General features: G+C 67.7%; 13 protein-coding genes. 7 read left to right on the top strand and 6 right to left on the bottom strand.

Annotated features, from left to right (window positions below):
* Positions 1 to 8 precede the first annotated feature (8 nt).
* The 3 genes from BKK80_RS27190 to BKK80_RS27180 form a co-directional block, all read right to left on the bottom strand.
* Entirely contained in the window at positions 9 to 341 is a 333-nt protein-coding gene (locus tag BKK80_RS27190) for a 4Fe-4S dicluster domain-containing protein (protein WP_071020172.1), read from the bottom strand.
* Entirely contained in the window at positions 338 to 2,032 is a 1,695-nt protein-coding gene (locus tag BKK80_RS27185; RefSeq protein WP_071072049.1) for an FAD-dependent oxidoreductase, read from the bottom strand. Before BKK80_RS27185 ends, BKK80_RS27190 begins: the two co-directional genes overlap by 4 nt.
* Positions 2,033 to 2,230: 198 nt before the next feature.
* A complete protein-coding gene (locus BKK80_RS27180) occupies positions 2,231 to 3,034 on the bottom strand; it encodes a MetQ/NlpA family ABC transporter substrate-binding protein (RefSeq protein WP_071020176.1) in 804 nt (267 codons plus the stop codon).
* Positions 3,035 to 3,457: 423 nt separating this feature from the next.
* Here BKK80_RS27180 and BKK80_RS36755 point away from each other — a divergent pair, with 423 nt between their 5' ends.
* Positions 3,458 to 3,607, top strand: coding sequence for a hypothetical protein (locus tag BKK80_RS36755; protein WP_156811482.1), 150 nt, complete (start codon positions 3,458 to 3,460; stop codon positions 3,605 to 3,607).
* 31 nt (positions 3,608 to 3,638) lie between these two features.
* Here BKK80_RS36755 and BKK80_RS27175 read toward each other — a convergent pair whose 3' ends face one another.
* Entirely contained in the window at positions 3,639 to 3,857 is a 219-nt protein-coding gene (locus BKK80_RS27175; protein ID WP_071020179.1) for a YdcH family protein, read from the bottom strand.
* Positions 3,858 to 3,995: 138 nt separating this feature from the next.
* Entirely contained in the window at positions 3,996 to 4,997 is a 1,002-nt protein-coding gene (locus BKK80_RS27170; RefSeq protein WP_071072047.1) for an AraC family transcriptional regulator, read from the bottom strand.
* A 175-nt stretch (positions 4,998 to 5,172) separates the two neighbouring features.
* Here BKK80_RS27170 and BKK80_RS27165 point away from each other — a divergent pair, with 175 nt between their 5' ends.
* The 5 genes from BKK80_RS27165 (at position 5,173) to BKK80_RS27145 (ending at position 11,104) form a co-directional block, all read left to right on the top strand.
* A complete protein-coding gene (locus tag BKK80_RS27165) occupies positions 5,173 to 5,598 on the top strand; it encodes a carboxymuconolactone decarboxylase family protein (RefSeq protein ID WP_084085485.1) in 426 nt (141 codons plus the stop codon).
* 90 nt (positions 5,599 to 5,688) lie between these two features.
* Positions 5,689 to 6,744, top strand: coding sequence for a beta-keto acid cleavage family enzyme (locus tag BKK80_RS27160; protein WP_071020187.1), 1,056 nt, complete (start codon positions 5,689 to 5,691; stop codon positions 6,742 to 6,744).
* 93 nt (positions 6,745 to 6,837) lie between these two features.
* Positions 6,838 to 8,103 (top strand): MFS transporter, encoded by a 1,266-nt coding sequence (locus BKK80_RS27155; RefSeq protein WP_071020190.1) that lies wholly within the window; start codon positions 6,838 to 6,840, stop codon positions 8,101 to 8,103.
* A gap of 13 nt (positions 8,104 to 8,116) precedes the next feature.
* Positions 8,117 to 8,956 carry an SDR family NAD(P)-dependent oxidoreductase gene (locus tag BKK80_RS27150; protein ID WP_071072045.1) on the top strand — a complete coding sequence of 280 codons (840 nt, stop codon included), beginning with the start codon at positions 8,117 to 8,119 and terminating at the stop codon, positions 8,954 to 8,956.
* Positions 8,957 to 9,403: 447 nt separating this feature from the next.
* Complete coding sequence (locus BKK80_RS27145; protein WP_157903350.1) at positions 9,404 to 11,104, top strand: rhomboid family protein; 1,701 nt, start codon at positions 9,404 to 9,406, stop codon at positions 11,102 to 11,104.
* A 134-nt stretch (positions 11,105 to 11,238) separates the two neighbouring features.
* Here the strand turns inward: BKK80_RS27145 and BKK80_RS27140 are convergent, their stop codons facing one another.
* Positions 11,239 to 11,670 (bottom strand): hypothetical protein, encoded by a 432-nt coding sequence (locus tag BKK80_RS27140; protein WP_071039964.1) that lies wholly within the window; start codon positions 11,668 to 11,670, stop codon positions 11,239 to 11,241.
* A gap of 351 nt (positions 11,671 to 12,021) precedes the next feature.
* On the opposite strand from BKK80_RS27140, the gene BKK80_RS27135 reads away from it, so the two are divergent.
* On the top strand, positions 12,022 to 13,422 hold the full coding sequence (locus BKK80_RS27135) for an ISNCY family transposase (RefSeq protein WP_071072043.1): 1,401 nt from the start codon (positions 12,022 to 12,024) through the stop codon (positions 13,420 to 13,422).
* Positions 13,423 to 13,446 lie beyond the last annotated feature (24 nt).

The following is a 13,446-nucleotide window of genomic DNA, read 5'->3' as shown; positions in this document are numbered from 1 at the left end:
GCCGGCTGCTAACGCTGCACCAGCGCGAGCAGCGCGTGGCTGCGGTCTTCGGCCGCCCCGGGCGAACGTCCGCGGCCCCAGCCCACCGCGGCACGGTAAGCACCCGCATGGACCGGCAGCCTGGCCGCCGCCTCGTCCGCCGGCACGCAGCTGTCGGCCAGCGGCGACACGAACAGGGCATCCTCAGGGCAGTAGACCTCGCACAGGAAGCAGGTCTGGCAATCGAGCTGGCGCGCGATGCGCGGCGTGCCGCCCGGCTGGGGCGAGAACACATTGGTAGGGCAGACGCGCACGCAGATATTGCAGGACGTGCAGCGGGCCGGGTCGAGCGCCTCGATCATGCGGCCTCCTGCCAGCCGGCTGCATCGGCTGCATCGGCTGCATCGGCTGCATCGGCTGCATCGGCCGCATCAGCCACCCGCTCGCGCGTGATGCGGATCTCGTCCAGTCCCTGGCTGAGCAGGCGGTAGCGCTGTGCTTCGTCGAGGGCGGGATGGTCGAGCCGGCGGTGCATGCCGCGCGTCTCGGTACGGGCGAGGGCACTGCGGTACATCCAGCGCGCGGTGGCCAGCATGGCGATCGCCTCGCGCGTGCGCAGCGCCTGTCCGGTAGTGGACAAGGCCGTCCCCGCGCCCGGCACGATGCCGCGCCAGTGCTGCCACAGCGCATCCAGCCGCTGCAGCGACTGCGCCAGCGCCTCGCCGTCGCGGAACCAGTTGCGCTCATAGGGGAAGACCTCGGCTTGCACGGCCTGCACCAGTGCCGCGCTGTCGGCCTCGGCCACCGGCTCGCCACGCAGGCCGGCACTGCCGGCGCCCTGCAATCCGGCCGCCGCGGGCGGGGCGCGGCGGGCGGCATGCGCCGCTGCGCCCTGGCCGGCCCACCAGCCGGAAGAGAGTGCCCAGGCGGCGTTGTGGCTGCCGCCCCCGGTGAAGCCGCCGCAGATCAGCTCGCGCGTGGCGGCGTCGCCGGCTGCGTAGAGGCCGGCGACGCCGGTACCACAGTGCGCATCGGCAAGGCGCAGGCCGCCGGTGCCGCGCACCGTGCCCTCCAGGCGCAGGGTGACGGGGAAGCGCTGGGTGAAAGGATCGATGCCGAGACGGTCGAAGGGCAGGAAGAAGTTGGGCTGGGACGCGCGCATCCAGGCACGCACGCGCGCATCGGCACGGTCCAGCCGGGCGTAGACGGCCTGCGTCTGCAGCGTCTTGGCGATCAAGCCGCGGCCGCGCGCCGAGCCTGCGCCTTCGATCTCCTGGCCGAGGCCGTCGTAGAAGGTGGCCCACTGGTAGAACAGCGACTTCGTGACCGAAGAAAACGCAGGGCCCAGGCCATAAGCGCTGGAGAACTCCATGCCGGACAGCGCCGCGCCGGCCTCCGCCGCCATCAGGTAGCCGTCGCCGGTCAGCACATTACAGCCGAGCGCGCGGCTCAGGAAGGCGCAGCCGCCGGTGGCGATCACCACCGCCGAGGCGCGCACCGTCCAGTGCGCCGGAGCACCGTCGGCGGCCTGCCGGTGCAGTCCGCGCGCGCCGCGCACCGCGCCGGCCTCGTCGCGCAGCAGTTCGAGCGCGGGATGGTGGTCGAGGATGCGCACGCCGGCCGCCTTGGCGCGCCTGCGCATCAGCCGCATATATTCCGGCCCCTGCAGCGAGGCACGCTGTTCGCGTGCGGACGCGTCACGCGGAAAGGGGTAGCCCCACTGGGACAGCCGCTCCAGGCCGGCATAGGTCTGGTCGAGAACGCGGTCCATCCAGTGCGGCTCGGCCAGCCGTCCACCCAGTTCGTAGCGGCTCGCCTTGGCGGCCTCGCGCGCGGCGCGCTCGGGCTGCACGTGCCAGATCGCGGTGCCCGCCGCCGCCGTGGCGCCGGAGGTGCCGCAATGGCCCTTGTCGGCCAGTACCACGCGCGCACCGGCCTCGGCGGCCGCCAGCGCGGCCCAGGTGCCGGCGGGTCCGCCGCCGATCACCAGGACGTCGGCCGCGGTGTCCGCGTGGCCGGTCTGCCTATCGAATCCGAATCCATTGCTTGCCATGCGCGGCTCCTGCTGTCGGTTGCCGATGAGCGCCGCCCTCGGCCGCGGTCTGGGTCCGCTTGCGGCCGGCTGCTCAGGCGTTGGGGAGGTGTCTGCTGACGAGACACGGTAGCGAAACCCGCAGCGCCGGACAACGAAGCATTGCGGGAATCCATATGCGCGCGGCGCATGCCGCGCGGCGCGCCGCTCGGGGCGGCTTCAGAAGGCGGGTACCAGCGAGCCCTTGAACTCGCTCTCGATGAAGCGGCGCACCTCCTCCGACTGGTAGGCCTTGACCAGCTTCCTGACCCAGGGCTTGTCCTTGTCTTCGGCACGTGTGGCGATCAGGTTCGCGTAGGGCCCCTTCGCGTCTTCGACCGCGATGGTGTCGCGCTGCAGCGAGAGTCCGGCGCGGAAGGCGTAGTCGTTATTGATCGAGGCCGCGGCGAGATCGTCGAGGGCGCGCGGCAATTGCGCCGCATCCAGCTCGATCAGCTTCAGCTTGCGCGGGTTCTCCACCACGTCGAGCGGCGTGGCATTGACGCCGTTCTCGCCGACGCCCGGCCGCAGCTTGAGCAGGCCGGCCTTCTGCAGCAGCAGCAGTGCGCGGTTGCCGTTCGACGGATCGTTCTGGATGCCGATACGCGCCCCCGCCGGCAACTGGTCGACGGACTTGTAGCGCTTGGAGTAGATGCCCAGCGGTGCCGTCAAGGTCAGGCCCACCGGCACGATCTTGTAGCCCCGCGCCTTGATCTGGCTGTCGAGGAAGGGCTTGTGCTGGAAGGCATTGGCGTCGAGGTCGCCGGCGGCGAGCGCCTCGTTGGGCTGCAGGTAATCGCTGAAGACAACGACCTGGATGTCCAGCCCGTCGCGCGCGGCCACCTTCTTGACGACCTCGAAGGTCTGCTCGGCGTTGCCCACCGACACGCCCACCTTGATACGCGTGCGCTCCTGCGCGGCGACGGCGCCGACCGCCAGCACGAGGGCGGCCAGTGCCGCCAGCTTGCCCAATGATTTCAACATCGCTCTCCCCGGGGATCGGTATGCGGCTTTTGCCGCGAGGAGGGCGAGTATAGGAAGCGGCCGCGCCGGCGCGAACTGATCGTTTCGACTTAGCTTAGGCGGTGGGTGAAACCCCGGCACCGCGCGGCGCGCGCGGCAGCAGGGCAGGATGCAGCACGCAGCCCCGCCGGCAGGCTCGCGACGCCAGCGCGCATGCGCTGGTTAACCCTGCCAACGCAGGCCGGCGGCCGCCGTCGGTGCGCCGGCGCACTACACTGGAAGGGCACCGTGTCTGGCGCGCGGGCGATCGTCTGCGGCGCCAGCCCACTCCGGCCGGGCGCATGGTGCCCGGCCCGCATCCGACGGCGCCGTCCCCGGCGCCGCGGCGCCAATGTGCCTCATCCATGTCACGCACAGGGACCGCGCGGTCCCGGAGGGATTGCCATGGCGACACCGTTCGTGTTGCTCCTGCTCCTGGCATTGCTGATCCTTGCCGTCTACGTGTTTGCCGTACGCTCGATCTTCAGCCACCGGCGCGGGCTGCTCCGTTCGCGGCATCATCATCCGGCCCGGCCGCGCCACCGCACCAATTGAAGTGCCGCGCGCGGCAGCGCGATATCAGATATCAGTCTCCGGCCGTCTTTCGCAAGATCACGTAGAGCTGGTCCTTCAGGTGGAGCTTCTCTTTCTTGCGCTGCTCGATCGCCAGCTCGTCGGCCGGGACGATGCCGGCCTCCATGTTCTTGATCTGCTGGTCCAGTTCGTTATGACGGTCGAACAGGCGCGCGAAGTGCGCATCCTGTGTCTTCAATACCGAAATCTGCTCGCGATACTCGGGAAACATCCGCTTTCCTCCTGGCGTGTCCTGCCTGCAATGGCCACTCACCCTGTGTGAGCGCCTGCGGCCATTGTGCGCCGTGCAAGGCGTGGGCGGCTTGATGCAGATCAGCGCCGCCGGCATCACCGGCAAGGCCGCAGCGGGTCATCGTCCCTGGCGTGTCCGCCACTTGGACACACTGCAGCCGAACTGTCCGCCGAACCAGCGCGAGAAGGCGCTCAGCGAAGCGAAGCCCAGCAGGGTCGCCACCTCGGACAGCGGCCGCTCGCGGTTCTCGATATAGCGCACCACGAGGTCGACGCGCACCGCGTTCAGGATGGAGGAATAGCTCTCGCCGCACGCGCTCAGGTGATGATGGACGGTACGCCGGTCCACGTCGAGCTGGCCGGCGATCCGCTCCACCGAGCAGATGCCCAGCGGCAGCATCGCCAGCACCAGTTCACGCACCTTATCGGCCATGCTGGAACTCGACTGCGCCAGCATGGCATCCATGTATTGCCGGACCTGCTGCGCGATGGCGGCGTCGTAGCCGGGCAGCGGCGTTTCCAGCTCCGCCGCCCGGCAGACGATACCGTCGAACTCCTGGTGGAACAGCACCGGCATGCCGAACAGGCGCCGATGGGTGGCGGTGCTCGCGGGCGGGCCGTGCGTGAAGCAGATGCTGCGCGGCTTCCAGCCCGCACCGAGGAACAGCTGCAGCGTGCGGAACAGCACGCCGATCACCAGTTCGGTCGACTGGCGCAAGGGCACCGCGGCCTGGTCGATCAGGTCCTCGCGGATCATCACCAGGCCTTCGGCTTCCTCCACGCGTGTGACCAGTGCTTCGTTGTGCAGCCGCATATAGCGCGCCATCGCCTCCATCGCGCGGCGCAGCGTCGGTTCTTCACGCACGGCCATGGCAAGCGGGCCCAGGTTGGAAAGCTGCCGCGTCTGCGCCATGCGCAGGCCGAAGTCCTCGATGCCCGCTTCACGTGCCGAGGCTTCCAGCAGCCTGCCGACGGCATCCACCGGAATGCGGCTGTCGGGATCGAGCAGGGCGTAGGAACTGATGCCCTCGGCACGCAACAGCCGGTTCGGCTCCAGGCCCACGGAGCGCGCGACTTCCACATAGTTGATCAGGCTCGCACTGCGGACGAAGTAAGGCATGGTGTTTTCCCGGACTCTCCCAAAATGTAAAGTCAATTTCCCAAAACGTCAAATTACGACGGGTCAAACGGCGATACTTCGACCACGGCCACGGCACGGAAACAGCGTCCGGCGGGGCCGCCCCCCCCACACCAGACACAGCGCCCCGCCAGCCGGGACTGCAAGGAGACCGACGATGCCGATCGACAAAGGCCAAGTGAGCACCCCCGGCGCCACCCCCATCTGCGACCAACTGCGTGCCACGGGCAACTGGAATCCGGCCTGGGACGCGCTGGCGGAAGTCGATCCGGCGTGGACCGAGAAGTTCATGGCGATGGGCATGCACCCGGTGCTCGCCGGCGTGCTGGAGCCCAAGGTGCTGGAGTTCCTGGCCATCGCCGTCGATGCCTCGTGCACCCATATGTACGCGCCGGGTACCCGCCGCCATATCCGCAAGGCCCTCGAACTTGGCGCCACCCGCGCAGAGATCGCTGCCGTGCTGCAGGCGGTCAGCGTGCTGGGCATCCACTCGGCCAGCCTGGGCATGCCGATGCTGCTGGAAGAACTGGCCGCGCTGGAGCCGGCGCACAGCGAGGACACGGTGCGAGCCGCCGCGGCCTGAGGCCGGCGCGCCTGCCCGGGTTTCCGCGAGTTTCTGCTGGCACGGCAGCGTGCCGCGCCAGCCCGATCCCGAACCACAAGGAGACAGAACATGCATTTCCTCGATGATTCCCTGCTGCCCGAAAACCAGGAGAAGCTGGTGATCCAGGTCGCGCCCTACGGCCCCCAGTGGCTGCCGGGCGACTCCGATGACATCCCGGTGACCCTGGACGAACAAGTGCAGAAGGCGGTGGATTGCTACAACGCCGGCGCCACGGTGCTGCACGTGCATGTGCGCGAGGCCGACGGCAAGGGCAGCAAGCGGCTGTCGATGTTCAACGAGATGCTGGCGCGCCTGCGCGAAGCCGTGCCGAAGATGGTGTTGCAGGTGGGCGGCTCGATCTCCTTCGCGCCGGAAGACGACGGCCAGGCCGCACGCTGGCTCAACGACGACACCCGCCATATGCTGGCCGAATTGCAGCCGCGCCCGGACCAGGTCACGGTGGCCATCAACACCAGCCAGATGAACGTGATGGAGCTGATGACCGCGGCGGACGTCGCCGGCACCTCGCTCGCCAGTCCCGCCCTGCAGGCCGCCTATCGCGACATGATCGTGCCGTCCAATCCATCCTGGCATGTGGAGCACATCCGCCGCCTGGTCGCCAACGGCATCCAGCCGCACTTCATGCTGGGCAACCTGACCTCGCTGGAGACGGTCGAGCGGCTGATCCGCCGTGGCGACTACTGCGGGCCGCTGGTGCTCAACTACGTGGCGATCGGCGGCGGCGCCGCCGGCCTGCATCCGGCCGACATGATCGAGTTCGCGCGCCGCACGCCCGACGGCGCCGTGCTGACCATCGAGACGCTGAACCGCAACGTGGTGCCGATGAACACCATGGCCATCGCGCTGGGCCTGCATGTACGAGTCGGCATCGAAGACACCCTGTTCGGCCCGGACGGCGAGCGCGCCAGCTCGGTCCGGCAGGTCGAGCAGATGGTGCGCATCGCGCGCGAACTGCACCGCGAGGTGGCCAGCGGCGAGGATGCTCACCGCATCTACCGGACCGGCACCTTCTGGAGCGGCGCCGACGAGACCCTCGCACACCTGGGCATGGTGCCCAACCGCGGCACGGCGCAGCGTGGCGTACCGCTGCGCAAGGCAGCCTGACGGCAACCCTGCCGCACCCCGGCCAGCGGCGGCAGTGTGCCGCCGCGCCGGCGCGCCCGCGGGCGCGGTCTTTGCCCTGAACGGAGACGACTGATGGACTGGAAGAAGCGCCCCCCGGCCGTGCTGGCCTGCCTGCTGGTGATCCACCTGCTGGCGCACATCGACCGCAATATGCTGCTGGGCTTCTCGCCCCAAGTGATCGCGGAACTCCACCTCAGCAATGCCCAGTACGGTTTCCTGGTCGGCGCCGTATGGGTGTTGAGCTTCGGTGCGATGGCGCTGGTGCTGGGGTCGCTGGCCGACCGCTTCAGCCGTACCCGCGTGATTGCCGCCGGCGTGCTGATCTGGAGCCTCTGCACCTGGGCCTCGGGCCATGCGCAGAGCTTCGGCCAGCTGGTGCTGGCGCGCTTCTTCGTCGCCAGCGGCGAAGCGGCGCTGGTGCCGGCGGCAGTGAGCCTGCTGGCCGAGCTGTTCAGCGAGCGGCGCCGCAGCACCGCCATGGGGGTGTTCTTCATGGGCATCCCGATGGGCGTGGGCTGCAGTTTCCTGCTGGCCGGCACCTTCGGCGCCAGCCACGGCTGGCGCGCCACCTTCTATGCACTGGGTGCCGCCGGCATGGCCCTGGCCCTGCCGCTGGCCTGCCTGCGGGAAGACCGCACGGCGCAGGCGATCACGGAGCGCGGCGCCCCCTTCCTGCAGCAGATGGCAGCAGTGTTGCGCCTGATACGGGAAAGCCGGCCGCTGCGCCACTTGCTCGCCGGCGTGGTGCTGGTGCATGTGGTCTTTGCCGGGCTGTCGTTCACGCAGCTCTGGCTGGTCAAGGAACGCGGCATGGATGCGGCCGTCATCGCCACCCGCATCGGGCTGCTGCAACTGGTGTTCGGCACGCTCGGCGCCGTCGTCGGCGGCATGCTCGGCGACCGCGCGGCGCGCCGCCTGCCGGGAGGGCACGCCGCGCTGATGGCCTTGCTGGTGCTGCTGTGCGCACCGCTGATGATCGCCTACCGCTTCGCCGAACCGGGTTCGCCGGCCTTCTATGCCGGCATGTGCGCCGGCGCCTTCCTGCCGCTGGCGGTCTACGGGCCGGCGAACGCCGCCATCATGGCGCGCGTGCCGGCGCACACGCGCTCGACGATGACCGGCTTCTCGATGCTGTGCATCAATGTGTTCGCGATCTCGGCCGGCAACCTGCTGGCCGGCTGGGCCATCGACCTGCTCGGCCGGCAAGGGACCGCGTCGCCGATCACCTACGTCCTGCTGGGCACCGACCTGGTGGCGATCGCTTCCGCCATCGCCTTTGCCTGTGCCGCTCGCTGTGCCCGCCGGCCGGCGCTTGCCGGCATCCACGCCACACGCTGAAGGAGACAGCACCATGCTTCAGGAAAACCGGGCCCTGGACGGCCGCGTGGCGCTCGTCACCGGAGCAGGACGCGGCCTCGGCGGCGCAATCGCGCTGGCGCTCGGCCAGGCCGGCGCCACCGTCGCCGTGTGCGATATCGACTTGCCGGCGCTGGAGCATACCCGCGCGACGGTGGCCGCCACCGGTGCCCGCTGCCTCGCCTTCCCCTGCGACGTCTCCGCCAGCGCGGCGGTCGATGCCATGGTCGACGACATCGTGCGGCAATGCGGGAGCCTGCACATCCTCATCAACAACGCCGCCGTGATCCCGACCCGGCCGGCCGACGTCGAACGGCGCAACCGCCACTATGCCTACCTGACCACACCGCTGCCGCGGCAGTCACTGCAGTTCACCAGCGCGCTGAGCGACGAGGAGTGGCATCGCTTCTGGGACGTCAATGTTCACGGCGTGTTCTACTGCACGCGCGCCGCGCTGCGGCAGATGGAGACGCAGCGCTACGGCCGCATCGTCAACATCGCGTCGGTCGCCGGCCTGTCGGCGATGAGCGCGCACAGCCCGCACTACAGCGCCACCAAGGGCGCGGTGATCGCCTTCACCAAGTCGGTCGCCGCCGAGGTCGCCGGTGCCAACATCTTCGTCAACGCGATGGCGCCGGGCGGGGTACTGACGCCAGATTTCGAAGACTACCTGGCCAGTGCAGGAGAGGAGAAGACCCGCCAGTTCTGGCAGATCTGCCCGGCCGGGCGCCTGGGTACCATGGCCGAGTATGCGTCGACCGTGGTCCACCTGGCCGGCGACCGGCACTACCTGGTCGGCCAGGTCATCAGCCCGAACGGCGGGACAGTGATCTAGGCAGGGCAGGAGAGGGCACGGCGCCGCCGCGCGCAGTCCTGTGCCAGGTCCGCCGGCAACACAGCGCGCACCGGCGCCGGTCTGTTGTGTATACAGCATACGCGCGCCGGACTCCCTGCAGCGTGCGGCGGCAGACCGACAAGCCACCGCCGGCCCGCCACACTGCTCTCTCGCGCGATGGCGCCCGCTTCGCCGAAACGGCGCGCCTTGCCGGTATCCGGCGCGAGCGCGGCATGCAGGCCGCGTCCCTGAAAAGTGCAGCGGCGCAAGTCCGCACCCTGCGTGCAGGAGCGGCACGCGGTTCGCCCGATCGCGGAGGGCTGTCTCAGTCACGCTCATCCAGTCACACTCAACACACTCAACACCTTGCCGCGTCAGGCGTTGGGAGCCGACGCGGAAACCAGGGGAGGGCGGAGGACCATGGAACCGTCGAGCCAGATGCAAGGCATGCGCCAGCAACTGATGCACGCCGAGGTCGCGGAGGAACGTTTCTCTGCCTCCCCCAAGAGCCCGCTGCGGACCAACCGCCTAACGCTGCGCCTGACGTTTACCGCGCTCTTGCTACTGCTTGTGCTCAAGCTACGCGGCCATCCCCAGCTTCTCGCCCCGCTGGCCGGTGTGATCCTGTCTATCCTGCTGTACGCCGAGCTGGCCATGCGCCGCCAGCTCGGCAAGGGCAAGCCATTGGTCACGCTCGATAGCGAGTCGATCGCGTCGCCGCGGTTCCAGGGCAAGAGCCAGCGCGTCGACTGGGGCGAGATCGACCAGGTGACGGTGCGCATGCGGCGAGGCGGGGCGTTCCTGGAACTGCAGCTCAAGCCGGATGCGGGCACCGCCGGCAGCGGCATCCTGCCCTGGAGCCAGCCATGCGCGGGCAGGGTGGCGCTGCCCCTGGCGGCGTTCGACAATGCCGACCGCGAGCGCTTGCTCGACGCCATCCACTGCCGCCTGGATGCCACCGGCCAGATGCCGGTCGTCGCCAGGATACGGACCAACCAGTTCGCCGCCGAACGGCAATTTGCCGAGAAACTCCATGCGCTGAGCCCGCGTCCCTGGATGACCCGCGCCTTGATCGCCGCCAACGTTGTCATCTGGCTGCTGTCGCTGCGCTCGGGCGGGGGCATCGCGCAGACACCGGCGAGCACCCTGTTCGCATTGGGGGGAAATGCCGCATCGGCAGTGCAGCAGGGCGAGTGGTGGCGGCTGTTGAGCGCCATCTTCCTGCACGCCAGCCTGATGCACGTGACGATGAACATGCTTGGCCTGTACACCGCCGGTGTCACGGTCGAGCGGATCTACGGCGCGCGCGCCTACCTGTTGATCTACCTGGCCTCCGGACTGCTCGGCAGCGCCTTGAGCCTGCACTTCGCCGCTCAGCACGTGGTCTCGGTCGGCGCATCGGGCGCGGTTTTCGGCGTGACCGGTGCCATGCTGGTCGCCGTGGGAAAGAACCGCGAGCAGATTCCCGAGACCCTCAGCAAGCGCCTGATCGTGCAACTCGCAGTCTTCATCGCCTACGCGCTGCTGCAAGGCTTCTCGCGCCAAGGCATCGACAATGCCGCGCATATCGGCGGCCTGATCGGTGGCAGCGCGCTAGCCTGGCTGTTGCCCGCGCGCCTGGACATGAGCCGCTACCAGCGCACGGCGGCGGTCAGCCTGCTGGCCGGACTGGCCCTCGGAACGCTTTCCATTGCCGCACTGGCGATGCTTGCGCCCAAGGCGGCGCTGGACCAGCGCGCGGCCCTCGCCAGCGAAGACCACATGAAGCACGGACTGCTTGAATTCGTCCGCATCCTCAAGTCTGTTCAGGCGGACGAACAAGCCCTGCGCGCCGGGACCCTGTCGACCAAGGCGATCGCGGAACGCGAACGCAACCAATACATCCCCGCGCTCAGACAGATCGACACCGAACTCAGCGGCGTCAAGCTCCGCCCCGGAGACCCCCGGCAGCCACTGGTGGCCGACATCACGCGCGGGACCGAGTTGATGATCGAAGCCATGTCCCTCGACGCTGCGAACGACTCGGGCAATCGTCAACCGAAGCCAGCGGATCAAGCGCATCTCGCCAGCCTGCGGGCCCAGCTCCGCGAAATCGGCGAGCAGATCCGCCAGGAGACCGCGGAGATCAGGAAGCGTGCCAGGCGGTGAGAAACGGACAAGCCGAGGCCTTGCTGCGACCTCTGCGGAAATCCGGCGGTGCCGCACGCTGGCCAGTCGGCATTGCTTTTCCGTCGTTGGGGCCAGCCGGCAGCTTGCGCCAGGGCCTGGCCTTGCCGAGCCGATTACCTCCCGCAGCCCAGCTGAAACTGCTGGTCGCGCAGCTGCCGGTGGGTCCGTTTGAGCTGGTCCATGAACTGCCAACCGTTGATCTGGCGCATCTGGATCTCGACCGCCCGAACCTGGCCATCGATCGCACTGCAAACGCCTTGTCGATTGTTCTCTGCAGCAACGAGCTGCCGTTGTTCCTGGGCCAGTTGGGCCTGGTATTGCAACTCCGAGACCCTGCGCTCCTGCAGAAAGGCCTGCTCCTGCTGCTTTACCTCGGCGCTTTTACCGATGACCGACACGCTCCCGCCTTGGCCGCTTGTGATATCGGTGTAACCAGGCGGACAAACGTCGTCGAGATAAAGGATGCGGCCGCCATTGCGGCACTTGCTCGCGCCGTGGACATTGAAGGCGGCCGCGAGGATCGCTAGCAGGAATAGGCTGCGCATTGGTTTTCTTAGCGTTTTGCGGCGTATTCTACGTTACACGAATGTGCATCATGAAGCATGCCGCAGCCAGGAACGGCGCAGGAGCGTGGCGGGCGTTTCAGGAGAGAGGTACTCGAGCTGCAGGCGGCCGCCGGCTAGCCTGGTGATGGGGCAAGGCGCGCGTGGATTGCGCTTGGCGGCTTCTATCGTTTCGGTCGGATTCGTCTTATATTTAACATAAGACTAATTATGCGTAACAAGGATGTAGCGGCTAAGTTGTAATGTCCGGATCTGGCTAAGTAGAAATGTCCGCCTAGCCTGTCGTTCATGCTATCCAGCCTGCCCGGTTAGATGCGATGGAGACGCCAGGCGATGGCTAGATCTGAGGTCATTACGGTAAGCATGCGCGAGTTAGACAGGCTCAAGACCGTCCAGGCGGTCGTAGACGGCGAATTGCGGCCCAGTGTGGCCGCCGAGCGGTTGGAGATCACAGGTCGGCAATTCCGGCGATTGCTGGATCGCTACCGGCAGGAAGGCGCCTCGGGATTGGTTTCTCGCCGACGCGGGCGGCCCAGCAATAATCGATTGCCGGCGGAGCGCGAGGCTGCGGCGCTCGACCTCATTCGGGAGCACTACATCGACTTCGGGCCGACGTTGGCCGCGGAGAAACTGCGCGAAGTCCATGGTCTGTTCCTGGCCAAGGAGACAGTTCGGAGATTGATGGTTGGCGCTGGCCTCTGGGTGCCCCGCAAGCAGCGGCCGCCCAAGATCCACCAGCCGCGCAACCGCCGGGCGTGCCTGGGCGAGCTGATCCAAATCGATGGCTGTGACCACCGCTGGTTCGAAGACCGGGCACCAGCTTGCACACTGCTGGTCTACGTGGACGATGCAACTAGCCAGATCATGGAACTGCGCTTCACCCACTCTGAGGCCACGTTCACGTACTTTGCAGCGACCCGAGCCTATCTGGATCGGCATGGAAAGCCGGTGGCCTTTTATAGCGACAAGGCCAGCGTCTTCCGTAACAACAAGCCGAACGCGACCGGTGGCGACGGTCATACCCAGTTTGCCCGGGCCTTGTTCGAGCTGAACATCGAGAGCATCTGCGCCAACAGCAGCCAAGCCAAGGGCCGCGTCGAGCGGACCCACCTAACGCTGCAGGACCGCCTGGTCAAGGAACTGCGTCTGCGCGGGATCAGTTCGATGGAGGCCGCCAATGCCTTCATGCCGGAGTTCATCGCCGACTACAACACACGCTTCGCCAAGGTGCCCCGGAACAGCCATAACGCTCATCGTCCGCTGCGACCCGACGAGGACCTGGACCTGATCTTCACCTGGCGCGAGCCACGCTGCGTGTCGAAGAGTCTGACGATTCAGTACGACAAGATGCTCTACCTGCTGACTGACACCCCGGAACATCGGAAGCTGGCCGGTCGCTACATCGATGTCTACCACTACCCGGACGGGAAGATCGAACCTCGGGCCAATGGCACTGCCCTGCCCTACACCACCTACGACAAGCTGTCGGAAGTCGATCAGGGGGCGATCGTGGATAACAAGCGGCTGGGGCACGTGTTGCAGTTGGCGCAATACGTTCAGGAGAAGCGCGACAACACGCGGTCGCAATCTGTGCCAAGCACGGACGGGGTTCCGCGCAAGCGTGGGCGACCGCCCGGCAAGAAGTCGCAGCGATCGCTGGATCAGAACGACATGCTAGAGGCGCTGACGCGTTTGCAGCAACAGCCATGGCCGTTAAACGGTACTGACGACTAGACCAAGAGAACCACCACCGCTGAA

Origin of the sequence: Cupriavidus malaysiensis (genome assembly GCF_001854325.1) — a bacterium.
Taxonomy (GTDB): domain Bacteria; phylum Pseudomonadota; class Gammaproteobacteria; order Burkholderiales; family Burkholderiaceae; genus Cupriavidus; species Cupriavidus malaysiensis.
Note: the sequence above shows the minus strand (reverse complement) of the source record. Positions and strands in the feature narration are given on the sequence as shown.

Coding starts and splice junctions, on each gene's coding strand:
- BKK80_RS27190 (WP_071020172.1), bottom strand. CDS start 341: ATGATCGAGGCGCTCGACCCGGCCCGCTGCACGTCCTGCAATATCTGC.
- BKK80_RS27185 (WP_071072049.1), bottom strand. CDS start 2,032: ATGGCAAGCAATGGATTCGGATTCGATAGGCAGACCGGCCACGCGGAC.
- BKK80_RS27180 (WP_071020176.1), bottom strand. CDS start 3,034: ATGTTGAAATCATTGGGCAAGCTGGCGGCACTGGCCGCCCTCGTGCTG.
- BKK80_RS36755 (WP_156811482.1), top strand. CDS start 3,458: ATGGCGACACCGTTCGTGTTGCTCCTGCTCCTGGCATTGCTGATCCTT.
- BKK80_RS27175 (WP_071020179.1), bottom strand. CDS start 3,857: ATGTTTCCCGAGTATCGCGAGCAGATTTCGGTATTGAAGACACAGGAT.
- BKK80_RS27170 (WP_071072047.1), bottom strand. CDS start 4,997: ATGCCTTACTTCGTCCGCAGTGCGAGCCTGATCAACTATGTGGAAGTC.
- BKK80_RS27165 (WP_084085485.1), top strand. CDS start 5,173: ATGCCGATCGACAAAGGCCAAGTGAGCACCCCCGGCGCCACCCCCATC.
- BKK80_RS27160 (WP_071020187.1), top strand. CDS start 5,689: ATGCATTTCCTCGATGATTCCCTGCTGCCCGAAAACCAGGAGAAGCTG.
- BKK80_RS27155 (WP_071020190.1), top strand. CDS start 6,838: ATGGACTGGAAGAAGCGCCCCCCGGCCGTGCTGGCCTGCCTGCTGGTG.
- BKK80_RS27150 (WP_071072045.1), top strand. CDS start 8,117: ATGCTTCAGGAAAACCGGGCCCTGGACGGCCGCGTGGCGCTCGTCACC.
- BKK80_RS27145 (WP_157903350.1), top strand. CDS start 9,404: ATGCGCCAGCAACTGATGCACGCCGAGGTCGCGGAGGAACGTTTCTCT.
- BKK80_RS27140 (WP_071039964.1), bottom strand. CDS start 11,670: ATGCGCAGCCTATTCCTGCTAGCGATCCTCGCGGCCGCCTTCAATGTC.
- BKK80_RS27135 (WP_071072043.1), top strand. CDS start 12,022: ATGGCTAGATCTGAGGTCATTACGGTAAGCATGCGCGAGTTAGACAGG.